Origin of the sequence: Micromonospora antibiotica (genome assembly GCF_017599305.1) — a bacterium.
GTDB lineage: Bacteria > Actinomycetota > Actinomycetes > Mycobacteriales > Micromonosporaceae > Micromonospora > Micromonospora antibiotica.
The window spans coordinates 1-16,315 of the sequence record NZ_JAGFWR010000018.1 but is presented as its reverse complement, the minus strand read 5'-3'; the positions used below and the strand labels follow the sequence as shown (position 1 = coordinate 16,315).

Sequence of the window (16,315 nt, the reverse complement as noted above, 5' to 3'; positions counted from 1 at the left end):
CCGGTCGGGGTACCCGGGTCCGGCCCAACGTTTCCCCGCACCGACTGCGGGTAGCACACCAGACATGGAACGTGGCAGCAGCAAGCACGCACCGAGGGTCGACGACCAGATGAGCCAGGAGGTCAGCGGCCTCGTCCAGGGGCCGGGCACCGCGGGCTCGCGGGTCGAGGAGTTCCGCGAGGCGGAGCCGGCCGGCGAGGACCAGCCGGGCGCCACCACGGCCCCGGCGGGCGACCTGCGGACCGGCACCCCCCAGGGGATGACCTCGGAGGACGTGGAGGCGCGCAGCCGGTTGGGCCGGTTCATCACGATGGCGGCCCTGCCGGGGGACCGCCTGGCCCTGGTCGCCAACGCGCGGGAGAACCAGGCGCCCGACGACCTCGTGGCCGCCCTGGAGCGGCTGCCGGAGGGCACCCGTTACCAGACGATTTCCGAGGTGTGGGCCGCCCTCGGGCACCGAAACGAGACGACGCGCTGGTGACCGGATCGGCCCACGATCCGGACGACCACCAGCGGGCAGAGGAGGACTTCCAATGAGCGGCGTTATCGAACATGTGGACGTGTCCGTACCGGTACGGACCGCCTACGACCAGTGGACCCAGTTCGAGGAGTTCCCCCACTTCATGGAGGGGGTGCAGGAGGTCCGGCAGATGTCGGACACGATGACCCACTGGACGGTGGAGATCGCCGGGGTCAAGCGCGAGTTCGACGCCGAGATCACCGAGCAGCTGCCCGACGAGCGGGTGGCCTGGAAGTCGACGGGCGGCACCCAGCAGGCCGGCGTGGTGACGTTCCACCGCCTCGACGAGGACAACACCCGGGTGACCCTGCAGATGGACTTCGAGCCGCACGGCGTGGTCGAGCAGGCCGGCGACAAGCTGGGCGTGGTGGACCGGCGCACCAAGGGTGACCTGGAGCGGTTCAAGCAGTTCATCGAGCGTCGCGGTCAGGAGACCGGCGCGTGGCGCGGGTCGGTCGACCGCCCGCAGCCCTGATCCACACCCCCGCACGGACATCCTGTGCTCCATCGACGGCCGCCGGCTCCCCCGGCGGCCGTCCGCGGTGCCGGGGTGTCGCGGTCCGCCCCGGGGTTGGCCGTTTGCGATCATCTGGTCGGGGTACCGCGAAGGGATGACGGACAACGACGGCAGGGTCTGGCGGGACGAGGAGAAGACACCGCTGGAGGAGTTGGACCGGGCGATCGCGCGGTCCACCATCGACGGGCAGGCCGACGATCCGACCGGCAACGACGCGGGTGAGGAGGCGGCCTTCGGGCACGGCCCCGAACCGGTGGACCGGGGTGCCGGCCCGACCGCCGAGCGCCGGGAGATGACCGACACCGAGCGTGCCTACCGCCCCTCCACGACGGGACGTACGGGCCCGGACACCATGTGACCCAACGGCCCGCTCAGTCGGCCGGTGCGGCGGTGCGGCGGGCGGCTGCCGCATGCGCCACCAGCAGGGCCACCGCCAGCACCGTCAGCACCGGGCCGAGCAACCGCACCGACGTGTCACCGAGCAGCACCCCGAGCCCGGCCGGGATGAGGGCGGCTCCGATCCCGGCTGCGCCGATCTGCACGCCGATCACCCGGTCCGCGTGCTGCCGACCCACCCGCTCCGCCGTGCTCAGGGTGAGCAGGGGGAACACCGGCGCGGCGGCGAAACCGAGCACGACCAGGCCGGCCACCGTCACCCAGCCCGGGGCCGGCAGCGCGATCAGCACCGCCCCGACGGCCATCCCGAGCAGGCTGCCCCGCAGCACCCGGGCGGTGCCGAGCCGCTCGGCGACCAGCCCCTGCACCACCCGGCCGACGAACAGGCTCCCCCAGTAGGCGGAGACGCTCAGCCCGGCGACCGCGGCGGACAGCCCTCGCCCCTCGGTGAGCAGCAGGAACGCGTAGAGCCCGGCGGACACCTCGATGGCCACGTAGATGGCGAAGGCGAGCGCGCCGAACCAGACGGCGGGCAGCCGCAGGGTCTCGGCGATCCGCACCACGGCCGGCTCCGCCACCCCGCCCGGCGTCGCCACCCCGCCCGGCACAGCGTCGTCGACCGGACCACGCTGCGGGGGCCCGACCGGCGCGGCGGCGACGGCGTCGACCGGTGCACTGGCGGCGGTCTCCCCGGCCGGACCGGCGCGCTTCGGCGACCCCGGGCCGCCCGCCCGGTCCCGCCACGCGCCGACGGTGAGCGCGAACGCGGTGGCCAGCGCGAGCTGGGCGGCGGCGGTGACCGCGTACCCCCAGCGCCAGCCCGCGCCGGTGCTCAGCATGGCGGTCATCACCAGGGGGCCGATCGCCACGCCGAGGCCGAAGAAGGCGTGCATCCAGTTCATGTGCCGGGGGCCGAACGCCCCGGCCGCGTACGCGTTGAGGCCGGAGTCGATGGCTCCGGAGCCGAGGCCGAGCACCAGCGCACAGCCGATCAGCACGGTCAGCCCGGGTGCGCTGGCGTACCCGGTCAGCGCCAGGCTGGCCAGCAGGGTGCTGCCGGCGAGCAGCCGGCCCACGCCGAGCCGGGCGAGGGTGAACCCGGCCAGGACGCTGGAGGTCAGGTAGCCGATCGTGCCGGCGGTGAGCACCAGGCCGACCGCTGCGGTGGGTACGCCGAACTCGGTGCTGATCGAGGGCCAGCCGACGCCGAGCAGGCCGTCGGGCAGGCCGAGGCTGACGAAGGCGAGGTAGGCGAGCAGGAGCAGGGAGGTACGGGGCGGGGCGACGGGCACGGAGGCTCATCCTGCCGCATCATCGAGAACGGGTCGACGTGATTGTCGCCTCCCCCGAACCGGTGGTTTGGAACGCCCGGACGGGCAGGAAAGCGGACAGGTAGTCCAGAATCCACCGTTCGGCTGACGGTAATCCGCAGGGGGCGCGCAAGACTTTCGGGATGCAACAGGGCTCCGGTTTCCTCACCCCTCGTCAGCGTCGCCTGGCCTGGCTCGGCTTCCTGCTCGCCGCGCTCCAGGCTCCGGTCTCCGCCAAATTCTCCTCCGACGACTCGTGGCTGTTCAGCCTCTGCGTCGCGCTGATGGTGGCCACCGTGATCATCGCCGACGACGCCAGCCGTCGTCGTCCGGCCGACGCCACCCCCGCGGAATGACACCCGCCCGGCCGCACCGCTGATCAGGGGGTCGGGCCGGGGAATTCCCGCTGCGGGCAGCTGAGCGGACGGGCCGGGTCGACCCGGTGCAGGGCGTACCCGGTCCCCTGGGTCGGGACGTGCGTGCTGGGTGCCCGGTCGCCGAGCTGGACCAGGGCGTGCCAGCCGGTGCGCTGGGCGGTATAGAGCGTGCAGCCGTCGAGGACCTGGGTGTGCTGCCGGGCGGCCACGGTGGCCCGACCCTGGGCGAACGTCGTCGGGTCGGCCGGGTCGCTCTCCGCCAGCAGCAGCGACGAGGCGGCGGTCGTGGTGTTCGCCCAGAACGACTCCCCCGCCGTCAGGTAGAGGTCGGCGACGGTGATCACGTCGTGGTCGACCAGGCTGGAGAAGGTCAGGTCGGGGTCGGCCGCTCCGGTGGTGCCGGAGTGGGTCACCGGCGGCAGGGTGATCGTGGTGGTGTCGGTGCGCTGCTGCACCCAGTACGGGCCGGCCGTGTACGCGCTCACGGCGGCCGTGTACGCGCCGAACGGCCGGTGCCCGGCCGTGGAGTCGACCACCACGAAGTCGGTGCGCCCGACGCCGTACCAGCTGGTGGCCAGGGTGGTGCCGGCGGCATCGCGCAGGGTCAGGTCCCAGTCGGCGGTCGCCCCGGGCTGGACGGCGACCACCGACCAGCGCCGCTGGTAGGTGCGGTAGACGTAGTCCTGCACGGTGCGGGCGACCAGCACGTCGCCGTCGCCGAGCCCGGTGCCGGCGACCGCCGCGCCGGGGTACGGCAGCGGTGCGGCGAGGGCCACCACGAGGAGGCCGGCGAGGTGCACGCCGCACCACCGGCGGCCGGTTCGGGACAATGCCATCGGTGGGATTCCTTCCGGGCGGGATCTGGACTGTAGCGACGTCGGGCCGCCGCGGGGACGCTCCCGCGCTGTCGGATATCGGCCCCGCCGCGCCGGCCGTCCCTGTGCGACCTTGTCCCCATGCCGCACCCCGGCACCACGACCACCCACGTCGGCTGCCGCCCCCGGGCAGCGACCGACGCAGGTCGACAGCCGCCCCCGGGCAACCGGAGCACCGTGCGCCGACCGGCGGCACCCGGACCACCGCCGACCCGACCGCTGAGGAGCACCGACCGTGACGAGACGACCGACGGTGTGGACCTGGTTGCTGAGCCTGCTGGCAGCCGTGCTGCTCGCCCCGACGCCCGCCTCGGCCGCCCCGGCCGGCGCTGAACGGGACGCCCGCGACCGGGCCACCACCCGCAGCGCCGCGCAGCAGGCGTCGTGGTCCACCGGCCCGGTCGCCGCCGGTGCCACCCAGGGCTGGGTGTGGAACAACGCCAACCCGCTCAACGCCGCCTACCAGGTGGGCTTCTCCCCGACCGGGGCGAACTCCACGACCCCGTGCGAGTTCGAGGTGACCCGCAGCTGGTACTCCCGGCAGCCCAGCGGCGAGCGGCGCTTCCACTTCGTGATCCGCAACAGCGGTACGACCAGCTGTGGGGCCACCGTCCTGCTGTCCTGGCTGACCCCGACCCACGACTGGTCGACCGGGGCGTTGGCCCCCGGGGCGAGCGGCAACTACGGCTGGGTGGAGCAGATCGCGCCGACGGTGTCGTACCTGCTGGGGCTGACGCCGACCGGGGCGACCGCGACGGCCGCCTGCCAGCTGGAGATCACCCGCAGCTGGTACCGGCAGGAACCCGACGGGGTCCGGAAGTTCTACTTCGTGCTGCGCAACATCGGCACGATCACCTGCTCCGGGCAGTTCCAGCTCGCCCAGACCGGCCCGGCGGCCTCCTGGTCGACCGGCGCCCTGGCCGTCGGCGCCTCGGCCAGCTGGACCTGGACCAACGCCAACCCGCTGAGCGCGGTCTACCTGCCCGGGTTGTCCCCGACGGGTGCCGGCGGCGGCACCGCCTGCCAGTTGGAGGTGACCCGGAGCCGGTACGCGCAGCGGATCAACCCGGACGGCACCAGCCAACGGCAGTACCTCCTGACCGTCGGCAACGTCGGGCAACTGCCCTGCGCCGGCACCGTCCTGCTCGGCTCGCTGGCCCCCTGAGGCGCGGCCCCGGGCCAGCCTGGGACGGGCCCGGGGCCAGCACTGGGACACGCCCCGGGCCAGCCTGGGACGGGCCCGGGGACCCGGATCGGGCGTCCGGGTCGTCCCGTTGCCGCCCGTCCCGGCCGCGCAGGTGGCCGGTGAGCGCGGTGTTCCCTCTGCCCGCCGGGGACCGGGTCGGTCCGCGTGGCGGAGGCCGGCCGGCCGCAAGGGTGCGCCGGGACCGGCCGGGCGGCCGACTCCGCCCCGGTCAGCCGGTGGCTAACCTCGGTCCCCATGCGAGTGCCGTACCCCCAGGGAGCGACCGGGACCGCCGTGCGCGCGGCACGCTCCCGGCTGGCCCTGCTCACCGCCTCGGTCGGTGCTCCCGGCCTCGCCGCCGCGCGGGCCCGGCCGGGCCTGCTGGCGCTGGTCGACCAGCACGCCGCCGCCATCCGGGACAGCCTCGACGGTGACCGCCGGCCGCTCACCCCGGCGGCCCTGGCCGGCTATGCCGAGGGGATCCGGGACACCGCCAGCGCGCACGGCCTGCTGCCCGTCGGCGCGGCCGACTTCGCCGCGCCGGACTGGGTGCTGACCCGGCTGCTCGCGGTCTGCGCCCTGGCCCGCACCCTCGACCCCCGGCACCTCGAACCGGCCTGACCGACCGCGGCGGGGACGGCCCGGCGCAGCGCGAACGGGAGGGCGTCCGCGTCGCGCGGACACCCTCCCGGTGGTACGTGCCGACTCAGCTGCCCGGACGACCGAACTGCTGGGTCTCGTCGCCGGACTGACCCGACTGGTAGGTGCCCCGGCCACCGGCCATCGTCCGGGCCTCGTCGACGCGCGGCATGGTCTGCGTCCGCTCGCCGCCCCGGTCGGCCATCTGCCGGCTCATGTCGCCCTGCCCGGCCGCGCGGGCCCGCCGGTGCTCCTGGACCGCCCGCGACTCCTCGGCCGCCCGGTCCAGCCAGCCGTCCCAGCGGGACTGCATCGGCTTCACCAGACCACCCCCGACGCCGACGATCAGGATGCCGGCCACGGTGGCGAGCACCGCGATCAGGACCGGCGTGGTGACCGTGGTGGCGATACCGACCTGGTTCAGCGCGGCGATGACGCCCAGCGCCAGGATGAAGACCGCCACCAGGTCGGCGAGCACCTTGCCGTACGACAGGCCGCCGAGCGCACCGGAGACCAGGTCCCGGACGGCGTTGGCGATGGCGGCGGCCACCACCACGATGACGATCGCGATGAACGCCCGCGGCAGCCAGGCCACCACCCCCCGGATGAGGTCGCTGATCGCGTTGGGCCCCCACACCCCGAAGGCGAACTGCAGGGTGAACAGCAGCACCGCGTAGTACGCCAGTCGGGCCAGGATGTCACTGGCGTCGTACTTGGTGCGTTCCAGCGCCCGTCTGATCCCGCCCCGTTCGACCGCCCGGTCGAAGCCCACCCGTTCCAGCGCCGCGTCCACGATCTTGAGTACCGCGCGGGCGATGAGCCAGCCCACCACGAGGATGACGATGAACGCGATGGCCCTCGGCACAAAGAGCAGCACCGACCGCCACATGTCGGTCAAGGCGCTACCGATGTCGACCTGCCTGACCGCAAGGGTTTCCGGCATGATGTCCCTCCTGTCCAATGGACTGCGCCGCCCGGTTACCCGTCCGTCGGACCAGCACGCCGCAGAATCCGTACGGATTTTTACGACATGTCTTTAGAAAGGCCCCTGACCTGCACGAACATCTCCGGCAGCGGCGTCGGGCAGGCGGCACGGGGCACGATCGGTTCACCCCGGGACGCCGCCGGATAGGCTGCGGACATGCCAGGCACGGTCGGGCGGGTCCCGACGTCACCAGCCCCCGTACCGGGACCGGACGGGGTCTCACCGGCGGTGGCTGCCGTGCGGGCCCACCCGTGGGCCGACACCCCGCTGGGCCCGCAACAGGGCTGGGACGTGACGGTCCGCGTGCTGGTCGACGTGATCCTGTCCTCCCCCGTACCGATGGCGCTGCACTACGGCGACGACTTCGTGCTGCTCTACAACCAGGCGTACGCCGAGGTGATCGGCGACCGGCACCCCGGCGCGCTGGGCCGGCCGGCCCCCGAGGTGTACGCCGACCTGTGGCACGCCCCCGGCGTCGGTGAGGTGATCGAGCGGGCCTACCGGCACGGGGAGTCGTTCCTGCAGAAGGAGTCGGTGCTCCCGGTCCACCAGCACGCCACCGGCGAACACGCGGTCTTCACCCGGGGGCACTCCCCGGTGCGCGACAGCACCGGACGGATCGTCGGCGTGCTCACCGTCGCCGCCCAGACCACGCAACTCACCCAGCAGTTGCAGAGCCTGTCCGACTTCGCCGCGGCACTGTCGGGCACCCTCACCCTGGACGACGTGGCCCGGGTCACGTTGCGCTACGCGCTGCTCTCCTTCGACGCCGACCAGGTGTCCTTCGCGGTCGACGACGGCCCGGCCTGGCGGCTGGTCCGCCGGATCCGGGGCGAACTGCTCGACGAGGCCGACGAGCGGCTGCCCCCGCTGTGGCGGCCGGTCCCGGCGGACACCACCGCGCCGGTGGTGGTCGGCGCGCGCAGCGGGGTGCCCTTCTTCGCCGGGGACGGCCAGCCGCTGCGGGACACCGCCGTCGACCGGCACGACCAGAAGATCCGCTCGCTGGCCGCACTGCCGCTGCGCTCGTCGGTGATCCGGGGCGGGCTCGCCGTGGGTTACCAGACCCCGCACGGCTGGTCGGCGGCGGAACGGGCGCTGCTGGCCGCCTCGGCCGAGCTGGTCGGCCAGGCGGCGGAGCGGGCCCGCCGGTTCGAGACCCAGCACGGCACGGCGCAACTGCTGCAACGCAGCATGCTCCCGGAGCAGTTACCGGCCCTGCCCCGGCTGCGCATCGCCGCCCGCTACGACCCGGGTGTCGACGGCAACGCCGCCGGTGGTGACTTCTACGACGCGTTCCTGCTGCCCTCCGGCGACCTGGGCGTGGTGCTCGGCGACGTCGCCGGGCACGACGTGCAGGCGGCGGCCCGGATGGGGCAGGTCCGGGCGGCGCTGCGGGCGCTGGCGCTGACCGACCCGCGACCGGACGCTGTCCTGGCCGGGCTGGACCGGCTGGTGGCGAGCCTGGGCACCGAGACGGGCACCCACGAACTCTTCGTCACCGTGGTCTTCGGGGTGGTCGACGCCGACCGCAGTGAGATCACCCTGGCCAGCGCCGGGCACCCCCCGCCGCTGATCCGGCGCGGCGGGCCGGACGGCGTCGCCACCGCCACCTTCGTCGAGCTGCCGACCGGCGCACCCCTCGGGTTGGGTTGCCGGCCCCCCACCGCCACCGTGCCGTTCGCCCCCGGCGACACCCTGCTGCTCTACAGCGACGGGGTGGTCGAGCGGCGACGGCAGAGCCTCACCGCCGGCCTGGCCGGGCTGGCGGCGGCGGTGACCGGGGCGGCCAGCGGTGACCCCCGGGCGCTCTGCGCCGTCGCCACCGGCGCGGTCCCCGGCGCCACCGAGGACGACGTGGCGGTACTCGCGGTGGAGCACGCGCTCAAGCCGAGCCGCTCCGCCGGGATGGAGATGCCCGCCGAGCCGACCGCACCCAGCCGGGTACGCCACTGGATGACGGCACAACTGGGCGAGTGGCAGGTGCCCGACGCGGTGATCGGCGCGGCGGTGCTGTGCACCAGCGAGCTGACCACCAACGCGTTGCTGCACGCCGGCACCGCCGCCCGGGTGGAGATCGACCTCAGCCCGGAGCGCCTGCTGGTGTCGGTGGCCGACTCGGGCACCCGGGGCACGGTGACCCGGGCCCAGACCGACACGCTGAGCAGCCGGGGCCGGGGCCTCGGGTTGATCGAACAGCTCTCCGACGCCTGGGGCACCGACCCGACGGTGCGGGGCTCGACCGTCTGGTTCGAGATCCTCCTGCCCCCGACCTGACCGGGAGTCCCCGCCGGGGGCCACACTTCAAGGTCACGCTCGAACCATGTTGTAGTGGCCTCGCTACGGCCGTAGACCACTACAACCTGGAAGTAGCGCGATCTTGCCTACCTGGGTACGGGTCCGCAGACAAGCCGGACACCCAGGCTTAGCCCGGCCATCGACGGGGCACAGTCCCACCCCCGCCCACATCCGTGGCCGGGGGCGAGAGGTGGTCGGGGTGGAACTGGTCGATGTCGAGTTCGCGCTGGTGGGCGTGGGGGCCCTGCTGGCCGGGGTGCTACCCCGACTGTTGGAGCGTCGCCCGCTGTCCATGCCGATAGCGTTCCTCGGCCTCGGGATGCTGGTCTTCGCGCTGCCCATCGGCCTGCCCTCCCCGGACCCGCTGCGCTACCCGCAGGTCGCCACCCACCTGACCGAGATCGGCGTGATCGTGGCGCTGATGGGCGCCGGGTTGAAGATCGACCGACCGTTGAGCTGGAAACGCTGGTCGTCGACCTGGCGGTTGCTGGCGATCGCGATGCCGATCTGCATCGCGGCGGTGGCGCTGCTCGGCTGGTGGTGGGCGGGTCTGGTGCCGGCCGCCGCGCTGCTGCTCGGTGCGGCCCTGGCCCCGACCGACCCGGTGCTCGCCTCGGACGTCCAGGTCGGCGAACCCACCGACGCCGAGGACTCCGAGGACGAGGTGCGCTTCGCGCTGACCTCCGAGGCGGGCCTCAACGACGGCCTGGCGTTCCCGTTCGTCTACGCGGCCATCGCGATCGCCAGCGTCGGGCTGGCCCCGTCGGGCTGGTTCGCCGAGTGGTTCGCCGTCGACGTGCTCTACAAGCTGGCCGTCGGCGTCGGCGGTGGCCTGCTGATCGGCTGGCTGCTCGGCAAGCTCTTCTTCCGCGCCCCGAGCGAGTTGCGGCTGGCCCGGCACGCCGAGGGGTTCCTCGCGCTGGCCGCCACCTTCCTGGCGTACGGGCTGGTGGAGGTGGTCGGCGGGTACGGGTTCCTGGCCGTCTTCGTCGCCGCGCGGGCGATCCGGGCCGCCGAGCGGACCCACGAGTTCCACACCGTGCTGCACGACTTCGCCGAGCAGACCGAGCGGCTGTTGACCGTCCTCCTGCTGCTGCTCTTCGGTGGCGCGGTGATCACCGGTCTGCTCGCCCCGCTCACCTGGCAGGCGGCGACGGTCGGGCTGGCCCTGGTGTTCGTCATCCGGCCGCTGGTGGGGTGGCTGTCGCTGCGCGGCGCACCGGGTCGGCCGGCCGAGCACTGGGTGATCTCGTCGTTCGGCATCCGGGGCGTCGGCTCGTTCTACTACCTGGCGTACGCCACCACCAAGGCGGACTTCGCCCAGGCGGACCTGATCTGGGCGACGGTCGGCCTGGTGGTGGTCGTGTCGGTGGTGGTGCACGGGATGGCCGCGACCCCGGTCATGCAGTTGCTGGACCGGGCCGGTGAACGCACCGGCGACCCGTCGGAGCAGGGTCGACGCGACGAGCCGGCCCTGGACGGCGCGCGGGGTTGACCGGTGGCCGGGTGGCCGGTCAGGTCAGTCGGCGGGCCAACTCCCGGCCCAGGTCCCGGCCGGAGCGCCAGGCGCTCTGCACCCGGGGCTTGCCGAAGGCGTCCCCGGCCAGCCCGACCAGGTCGTCGTCCAGGAAGAACGTCCCGTCGGGGTCCGGCTCGACCGGCCGGGCGTACGTCCAGCGGTGCACGTGGACCAGTTCCGCCGGGTCCGGGAGGCCGAGCAGGTCGCGGACGGCTTCCTCGATCGCCGGGCCGGCCGCCCTGGGCTGGGCCAGGTGCCCGGCGGCGAACTCCGGCGTGGTGTGGGCGACCAGCACCGGGGCGGCGTCGCCGCGCCGGTCGCCGTCGTCGCAGACCAGGGCGAGCACCGGGTGCCCGTTGACGAACGCGCCCCGGAAGTCGGCCCACCGCCGGCCGGGGAAGCGCAGCACCGCCGCGAGCACCGGCGACCACCCCTGCCGTACGGCGGCCCCGGTGGCACCCGTCAGCGCCGGGTCGAGCAGCAGGGCGGCCTGCGGACCCGGGGTGCACAGCGCCACGGCGGCGGCGGACTCCCCGTCCACCACCGGGCCCGGTGCGACGCCCGACACGAACCGGTCCACGGTCACCGGCAACTCCCGGGCCAACTCCTCGACCAGGGAACGCAGGCCGCGCGGGGCGGCCCAGCGGACCGGTCCGGGCACCTCCCGCCGGCCGTCCGGGCCGTACGCGACGAAGGTGTCGGTCCACTCCCGCACCAGCCCGGCGGCCTGCCAGCGCCCGACCACCTCGACGAAGTCCGGGTCGTCGGCGGTCAGGTACGCCGCACCCAGGTCGGCGGGGCGGCCGTCGAAGCGTCGGCTGGCCATTCGGCCCCCGGCCACCCGACCGCGTTCCCGGATCTGCACCGGCACGCCCGCCCGCACCAGTTCTGCGGCGCACGCCACCCCGGAGATGCCGGCACCCACCACGATCACATCCGCGTCCACCCGGTGATCGTATGCGCCGCGACCGGCATGACCGGGCGACCGGCGGGGTATTGGCACGGCTGTTCGAGGAGAGGTGAATCCTGATGACCGACCGCAACGACCAGCAGCCCGACCCACGTGGGGCGATCAAGGATCCGCAGGAGTGGGTGACCGGCGACGAACCGCCGACCGCCGCCCAGGAGTCGTACCTGCACACCCTGGCCCGGGAGGCCGGCGAGGAGGTGCCGGACGACCTGACGAAGGCGGAGGCGTCCCAGCGGATCGACGAGTTGCAGGAGGAGACCGGCCGGGGCCGGTGACCTCAACGGGGTGGCAGGCGGTGCAGCACGACCCGGTCGAGTTGCCCCGCCACCACCTCGGCGGTCAGGTACGTGGCGTACGGCTGGGCCCGCCGGTCGGTGGGCGAGCCGGGGTTGAGCAGCCGCAGGCCGCCCGGTGCGACGCTGTCCCACGGGATGTGCGAGTGGCCGAAGACGAGCAGGTCCCGATCGGGGAACCGGGCCGCGCAGCGCTGTTCCCGGCCGGTCTTCGGCCCGGTCTCGTGCACCACGGCCACCCGCAGCCCGGCCAGCTCCACCTCGGCCACCTCGGGCAGCCGGGCCCGCAGGTCGGGGCCGTCGTTGTTGCCGTACACGCCGACCAGCCGACGGGCCCGGCCGGCCAGCCGGTCGAGTAGTCCCACCTCGACCCAGTCCCCGGCGTGCAGCACCACGTCGGCGGCGTCCACCGCCGCCCAGACCTCGTCGGGCAGGTCCCGGGCGCGGCGGGGCAGGTGGGTGTCGGCGATCACGAGCAACCGCATCGGGTGGGCCTTCCGGGAGCGGGGGCGGGTGTGGGCGGCCGACTCAGGCGTCCCGGCCCTGATTCTGCATCAGGCCCCCGTCGGCGACGTACGTCGACCCGGTCACGTGGTCGGCCCGTTCGCGTGGTCGGCGTCGTCACCGGCCGTCCGCTCGTCAGCGTGTTCGCGCCGTCGGACCCGTCGGACCCGTCGGACGCGCCGTCGGTCCCGTCGGTCGGCCCGGCTCACGGCTACGTCGCCGCCACGTCGGTGCCGGTCGTCACGAAATGCGGCCGGTCCGCCGGGACCTCGCGCCGCCGCTCGGCGACGTCGGTGAGCAACCCGGCCGCGTTGATCAGGCCGATGTGCGAGAAGGCCTGCGGGAAGTTGCCCACCTGCTCGCCGGTGGCCTGGTCGATCTGCTCGGCATAGAGGCCGAGGTCGTTGACCCGGCCGGCGAGCTGCTCGAACAGCCGCACGGCCCGCTCCTGCTCACCGGCCAGGGCCAGGCAGCTGGTCAGCCAGAACGAGCAGATCAGGAAGCCGGCCGGATCACCGTCCCAGCGGCGCAGCAGACCGTCGCGCGACAACCGCCGCTCCACCACGTCGATGGTGGTACGCATCCTCGGGTCGGCGGCCGGCAGGAAACCGACAAGGGGCATGAGCAGCACCGAGGCGTCCAACCGGTCGGAGTCGAAGGCCCCGGTGTACGCGCCCAGCCGGTCGTTCCACCCCCGCTCCAGCACCGCCGCGCGGACCTCGTCGCGGGCCCCCGACCACCGCCGGACGTCGGCCGGGTCGCCGAGGCGGGGACCGAAACGCACCGCCCGGTCCAACGCCGTCCAGCACTGGACCTTCGACGACACGTAGTGCCGTTCGGCGTCGCGGGTCTCCCACATTCCGGAGTCCGGCAGGTGCCAGCTGCGGACCGCCTGGTCGGCCAGGGCCCGCAGCAGGTGCCGTACGTCGGGTGACATCGGGTCCAGGTAGTGCCGCATCAGCCAGGCGGCGTCGAGGATCTCACCGAGCACGTCGTTCTGCCGTTGCTTCCACGCGTCGTTGCCGACGAGCACCGGCCGACTGTCGGCGTACCCGCGCAGGTGGTCGAGGGAGTGCTCGGTGAGGTCCCGCTCGCCCTCCACGCCGTACATGATCGGCACCCGGCCGTCGTCGATGCGGCCCATCGCCCGCGCCACCCAGGAGAACTGCCGGTCGGCCTCGTCCGGGCAGGCGGACCGCCACAGCGCCTGGAGGGTGAGGCTGAAGTCGCGCACCCAGACGTAGCGGTAGTCGTAGTTGCGGTCGCCGCCCAGCTGTTCCGGCAGCGAGGTGGTGGCCGCCGCGACGATCGCGCCACTGGGCTGGTAGGTCATGCCCTGCACCACCATCGCGCTCAGTCGCACCTGGTCGCGGTAGCGGCCCTGGTAGTCGTGCAGGTCGGCCCAGGACCGCCAGCCCGCCACCGCGTCGGCCACCACCCGGTCGGCGTCGGGCAGCGCGGGTTCGCCGCCGTCGTAGGTCGGCGCGTACCCGAGGGTGAAGCGCAGGGTGTCCCCGGCCCGGACGGTCGCCCGGCCGACGGCGTCGCCGTGCCGGCAGGCCAACGGCACGTCGGAGCGCAGGCTGAGCCGGCACGCGCCGGCCCGCGCGTCGATCACCCCGTCGGATCGGGTCAGGTACGCGGTGACCCGGCCGTACTCGAACCGGGGAGCGAACTCGACGCGTACCGGCACCTCGCCGGAGAGCCCCTCGACCAGCCGGGCGAGCACCCGGGGCGAACGCAGGCCGATGTCGTGTCCGCGTGCGTCCGGTTCCAGCGCCAACGCGTCGGTGACGGCCACCGACCCAGCCCCGGTGTGGAAGACGGTACGCAGCACCAACGAGTCGTCCAGATAGGAGCGGGTCACCCGCACGTCGTCGTCCTCGGGCGCGATCGTCCAGTGCCCCGCCCGGTCGTCGAGGATCCGCCCGAACACCGACGGGCTGTCGAACCGGGCGGGGCACCACCAGTTGACCGAGCCGTGCCGGTCCACCAGCGCGGCGCTGCGACCGTCGGCAAGGAACCCGTGCTCGCTGATCCGTCCGCTGTCCACGGGCCGGGTTACCCGGGCACCCCGGAGCGCATTCCTCGACCACACCGTCTTCTGTCCGACCCGTGGACTTCCCCCCGCCAGCCCCGCACCCCGCCAGCCCCGCACCCCGCCAGCCCCGCATCCCGGCACCCCGCCAGCCCCGCACCCGGCAGCCCTGGCTGCCCCGGCCTGCCGGCGTCACCCCCGGCGGGCCCGGCTCGCCGGACCGACCGACGCCACCCCGGCGGGCCCGGATTGCCGGAGCTGCCCACGTCACCCCGGCGGGCCCGGATTGCCGGAGCTGCCGGCGTTACCTCGGCGGGCCGGCGGGAACGCCGGTCGTTGACGAAGGAGGATGCCATGACCAGAGCAGCGAACCCGACCGCCACTTGGCGACCCGGGATGCCGGGCGGCGACAACCTCCCGTCCGGTCCGGCCGGCCGGCCGGCGACGCCCCCCGGGGACGGGCACGGCCCGCAGGCCGGAGCGCCGGCGGTGACGATCGGCGCGTACCCGGACTATCCGTCCGCGCAACGGGTGGTGGACTACCTGGCGGACAACCGGTTCCCGGTGGAGCACAGCGCGATCGTGGGGACCAACCTCACCCTGGTGGAGACGGTCCTCGGCCGGCTCACCACGGGACGCGCCGCCCTGTTGGGCGCCGGTACCGGCGCCTGGTTCGGCCTCTTCATCGGCCTGTTGTTCGGCATCTTCACCGTCGGCAACTGGCTGGCGGTGATCCTGGTCGGGCTGGTGATCGGCGCGATCTGGGGGGCCGTATTCGGCGCGGTGGCGCACGCCATGTCGGGCGGCCAGCGTGACTTCACCTCGGCCAGTTCCCTGCGGGCCGGCCAGTACGCGGTGACCGTGGACGCCGGCCTGGCCGATCAGGCGCGGCAACTGCTCGGTCGGATGCACCTGACCCCGACCGGGGCCACCGCCCGCTGACCCGCTCCGTGTGACCGCCGCCCCGCCGCACCCCACGTGCGTCGGGGCGGCGTCCCCGTCCGGTCGGCCTCAGCGGTGGTACGCCAGTTCGCCCGCCCGAATCGGCACGTCGACCCGGTTCTCCGGGGGTGCCAGCGGGCAGGCCCAGGTGTCGTCGTACGCGCAGCTGGGGTTGTAGAGATAGTTGGCGTCGAGGCGGACCCGGTGCCCGGGGAGCACGGTGAGTCCCCGCCCGAAGGTCCCCTTGACCGTGTCGGTGAGGTACCGACCACCGCCGTACGTCTCCCGGCCGCTGGTGCCGTCGCGGACCGGCACGAACAGCCCACCGCCATACGCCTCGATCCACCACAGGGTCAGCGGCCCCCACGGGGTCTCGGCGACCGCCACCCGCCGGTAGCGCACCACCCCGTCGGGGCCGCCGGTGTCGATGGTCTCGGTGCCGGAGGCGGGACGCAGCGGGGCCTCGACCACCGCCGTCGGATCCGCCGGGAACCAGCCCAGCCCGGGGAAACCGGCCCGGTCGGCGGCCGGCAGCGGGCTGGCCGGGTGAGTGCGGAACAACTCGTCCCGGGCGGCCCGGAAGCCGGCCAGGTCGGTGTCGGACAGGAAGAGAGCGGCGGTGCGTTCCCGCCAGTCGAGCACGTCGAGATCGTCCACCCACCGACCCTAACCACCCACCACTCCCCCCGGCCCCCTCTCCCCGCTCGCCTACTCCCCCGCCCGTCCCCGCTCTCCCGCCCCCGTCCCCCCACTCACACCGCCTTCCCCACTCCCCGCACTCACACCGCCTTGCCCGGTGATCAAGAGGTTTGCGTCAACATTCCGCGGCGGTTTCTAGGCTTCAGTGCAACTGATCTTGGGTTGGGTTGGAGGTCCTGGTGGCGAAGCCGGGTGTGTTGACGTTCGGGCATCGGCAGGTGTTGGAGCATCTGTGGGCTTCGGGTCG

At 74.0% G+C, this 16,315-nt stretch carries 17 protein-coding genes; 10 read left to right on the top strand and 7 right to left on the bottom strand.

Annotated features, from left to right (window positions below):
• The first annotated feature begins 64 nt into the window (after nt 1–64).
• The 3 genes from JQN83_RS23885 to JQN83_RS23875 all read left to right on the top strand — a co-directional run bounded on the left by JQN83_RS23885 (nt 65) and on the right by JQN83_RS23875 (nt 1,395).
• Nucleotides 65–481, top strand: a complete 417-nt coding sequence (locus tag JQN83_RS23885; protein WP_208569395.1) for a DUF2795 domain-containing protein — start codon at nt 65–67, stop codon at nt 479–481.
• 52 nt (nt 482–533) lie between these two features.
• Nucleotides 534–995: an SRPBCC family protein gene (locus tag JQN83_RS23880; RefSeq protein ID WP_208569394.1), complete on the top strand. Its 462-nt coding sequence runs from the start codon at nt 534–536 to the stop codon at nt 993–995.
• A 136-nt stretch (nt 996–1,131) separates the two neighbouring features.
• Nucleotides 1,132–1,395, top strand: coding sequence for a hypothetical protein (locus JQN83_RS23875; RefSeq protein ID WP_208569393.1), 264 nt, complete (start codon nt 1,132–1,134; stop codon nt 1,393–1,395).
• A 13-nt stretch (nt 1,396–1,408) separates the two neighbouring features.
• Here JQN83_RS23875 and JQN83_RS23870 read toward each other — a convergent pair whose 3' ends face one another.
• Complete coding sequence (locus JQN83_RS23870; protein ID WP_208569392.1) at nt 1,409–2,725, bottom strand: MFS transporter; 1,317 nt, start codon at nt 2,723–2,725, stop codon at nt 1,409–1,411.
• A 161-nt stretch (nt 2,726–2,886) separates the two neighbouring features.
• Between JQN83_RS23870 and JQN83_RS23865 the strand changes: the two genes are divergently transcribed.
• Nucleotides 2,887–3,099: a hypothetical protein gene (locus tag JQN83_RS23865; protein ID WP_208569391.1), complete on the top strand. Its 213-nt coding sequence runs from the start codon at nt 2,887–2,889 to the stop codon at nt 3,097–3,099.
• 23 nt (nt 3,100–3,122) lie between these two features.
• On the opposite strand, the gene JQN83_RS23860 is transcribed toward JQN83_RS23865, so the two are convergent.
• Nucleotides 3,123–3,956, bottom strand: coding sequence for a hypothetical protein (locus tag JQN83_RS23860; protein WP_208569390.1), 834 nt, complete (start codon nt 3,954–3,956; stop codon nt 3,123–3,125).
• A 274-nt stretch (nt 3,957–4,230) separates the two neighbouring features.
• Between JQN83_RS23860 and JQN83_RS23855 the strand changes: the two genes are divergently transcribed.
• Both JQN83_RS23855 and JQN83_RS23850 read left to right on the top strand, forming a co-directional pair.
• The gene (locus JQN83_RS23855; RefSeq protein ID WP_208569389.1) at nt 4,231–5,160 is read left to right on the top strand and encodes a hypothetical protein; all 930 of its coding nucleotides are present in this window, start codon (nt 4,231–4,233) and stop codon (nt 5,158–5,160) included.
• Nucleotides 5,161–5,436: 276 nt separating this feature from the next.
• On the top strand, nt 5,437–5,802 hold the full coding sequence (locus tag JQN83_RS23850; RefSeq protein ID WP_208569388.1) for a DUF6401 family natural product biosynthesis protein: 366 nt from the start codon (nt 5,437–5,439) through the stop codon (nt 5,800–5,802).
• 85 nt (nt 5,803–5,887) lie between these two features.
• Here JQN83_RS23850 and JQN83_RS23845 read toward each other — a convergent pair whose 3' ends face one another.
• Nucleotides 5,888–6,763 carry a mechanosensitive ion channel family protein gene (locus tag JQN83_RS23845; RefSeq protein ID WP_208569387.1) on the bottom strand — a complete coding sequence of 292 codons (876 nt, stop codon included), beginning with the start codon at nt 6,761–6,763 and terminating at the stop codon, nt 5,888–5,890.
• A gap of 198 nt (nt 6,764–6,961) precedes the next feature.
• Here JQN83_RS23845 and JQN83_RS23840 point away from each other — a divergent pair, with 198 nt between their 5' ends.
• Together JQN83_RS23840 and JQN83_RS23835 are read left to right on the top strand one after the other, a co-directional pair.
• A complete protein-coding gene (locus JQN83_RS23840) occupies nt 6,962–9,082 on the top strand; it encodes an ATP-binding SpoIIE family protein phosphatase (protein ID WP_208569386.1) in 2,121 nt (706 codons plus the stop codon).
• 220 nt (nt 9,083–9,302) lie between these two features.
• Nucleotides 9,303–10,598, top strand: coding sequence for a cation:proton antiporter (locus tag JQN83_RS23835; RefSeq protein ID WP_208569385.1), 1,296 nt, complete (start codon nt 9,303–9,305; stop codon nt 10,596–10,598).
• A 19-nt stretch (nt 10,599–10,617) separates the two neighbouring features.
• On the opposite strand, the gene JQN83_RS23830 is transcribed toward JQN83_RS23835, so the two are convergent.
• Nucleotides 10,618–11,556 (bottom strand): NAD(P)/FAD-dependent oxidoreductase, encoded by a 939-nt coding sequence (locus JQN83_RS23830; protein ID WP_208569490.1) that lies wholly within the window; start codon nt 11,554–11,556, stop codon nt 10,618–10,620.
• Between the two features lie 95 nt (nt 11,557–11,651).
• On the opposite strand from JQN83_RS23830, the gene JQN83_RS23825 reads away from it, so the two are divergent.
• The gene (locus JQN83_RS23825) at nt 11,652–11,867 is read left to right on the top strand and encodes a DUF3072 domain-containing protein (protein WP_208569384.1); all 216 of its coding nucleotides are present in this window, start codon (nt 11,652–11,654) and stop codon (nt 11,865–11,867) included.
• 2 nt (nt 11,868–11,869) lie between these two features.
• Here the strand turns inward: JQN83_RS23825 and JQN83_RS23820 are convergent, their stop codons facing one another.
• Nucleotides 11,870–12,370, bottom strand: coding sequence for a metallophosphoesterase family protein (locus JQN83_RS23820; RefSeq protein WP_208569383.1), 501 nt, complete (start codon nt 12,368–12,370; stop codon nt 11,870–11,872).
• 230 nt (nt 12,371–12,600) lie between these two features.
• A complete protein-coding gene (locus tag JQN83_RS23815; protein WP_208569382.1) occupies nt 12,601–14,442 on the bottom strand; it encodes a glycoside hydrolase family 15 protein in 1,842 nt (613 codons plus the stop codon).
• Nucleotides 14,443–14,781: 339 nt separating this feature from the next.
• Between JQN83_RS23815 and JQN83_RS23810 the strand changes: the two genes are divergently transcribed.
• On the top strand, nt 14,782–15,369 hold the full coding sequence (locus JQN83_RS23810) for a YflT domain-containing protein (protein ID WP_208569381.1): 588 nt from the start codon (nt 14,782–14,784) through the stop codon (nt 15,367–15,369).
• 69 nt (nt 15,370–15,438) lie between these two features.
• Here JQN83_RS23810 and JQN83_RS23805 read toward each other — a convergent pair whose 3' ends face one another.
• A complete protein-coding gene (locus JQN83_RS23805) occupies nt 15,439–16,026 on the bottom strand; it encodes a DUF1684 domain-containing protein (protein ID WP_208569380.1) in 588 nt (195 codons plus the stop codon).
• Nucleotides 16,027–16,315 lie beyond the last annotated feature (289 nt).

What these genes read in the sequence shown, in the direction of transcription:
- JQN83_RS23825 (WP_208569384.1), top strand. Translation starts at nt 11,652, where the DNA reads ATGACCGACCGCAACGACCAGCAGCCCGACCCACGTGGGGCGATCAAG.
- JQN83_RS23820 (WP_208569383.1), bottom strand. Translation starts at nt 12,370, where the DNA reads ATGCGGTTGCTCGTGATCGCCGACACCCACCTGCCCCGCCGCGCCCGG.
- JQN83_RS23885 (WP_208569395.1), top strand. Translation starts at nt 65, where the DNA reads ATGGAACGTGGCAGCAGCAAGCACGCACCGAGGGTCGACGACCAGATG.
- JQN83_RS23845 (WP_208569387.1), bottom strand. Translation starts at nt 6,763, where the DNA reads ATGCCGGAAACCCTTGCGGTCAGGCAGGTCGACATCGGTAGCGCCTTG.
- JQN83_RS23880 (WP_208569394.1), top strand. Translation starts at nt 534, where the DNA reads ATGAGCGGCGTTATCGAACATGTGGACGTGTCCGTACCGGTACGGACC.
- JQN83_RS23865 (WP_208569391.1), top strand. Translation starts at nt 2,887, where the DNA reads ATGCAACAGGGCTCCGGTTTCCTCACCCCTCGTCAGCGTCGCCTGGCC.
- JQN83_RS23860 (WP_208569390.1), bottom strand. Translation starts at nt 3,956, where the DNA reads ATGGCATTGTCCCGAACCGGCCGCCGGTGGTGCGGCGTGCACCTCGCC.
- JQN83_RS23810 (WP_208569381.1), top strand. Translation starts at nt 14,782, where the DNA reads ATGACCAGAGCAGCGAACCCGACCGCCACTTGGCGACCCGGGATGCCG.
- JQN83_RS23875 (WP_208569393.1), top strand. Translation starts at nt 1,132, where the DNA reads ATGACGGACAACGACGGCAGGGTCTGGCGGGACGAGGAGAAGACACCG.
- JQN83_RS23850 (WP_208569388.1), top strand. Translation starts at nt 5,437, where the DNA reads ATGCGAGTGCCGTACCCCCAGGGAGCGACCGGGACCGCCGTGCGCGCG.
- JQN83_RS23840 (WP_208569386.1), top strand. Translation starts at nt 6,962, where the DNA reads ATGCCAGGCACGGTCGGGCGGGTCCCGACGTCACCAGCCCCCGTACCG.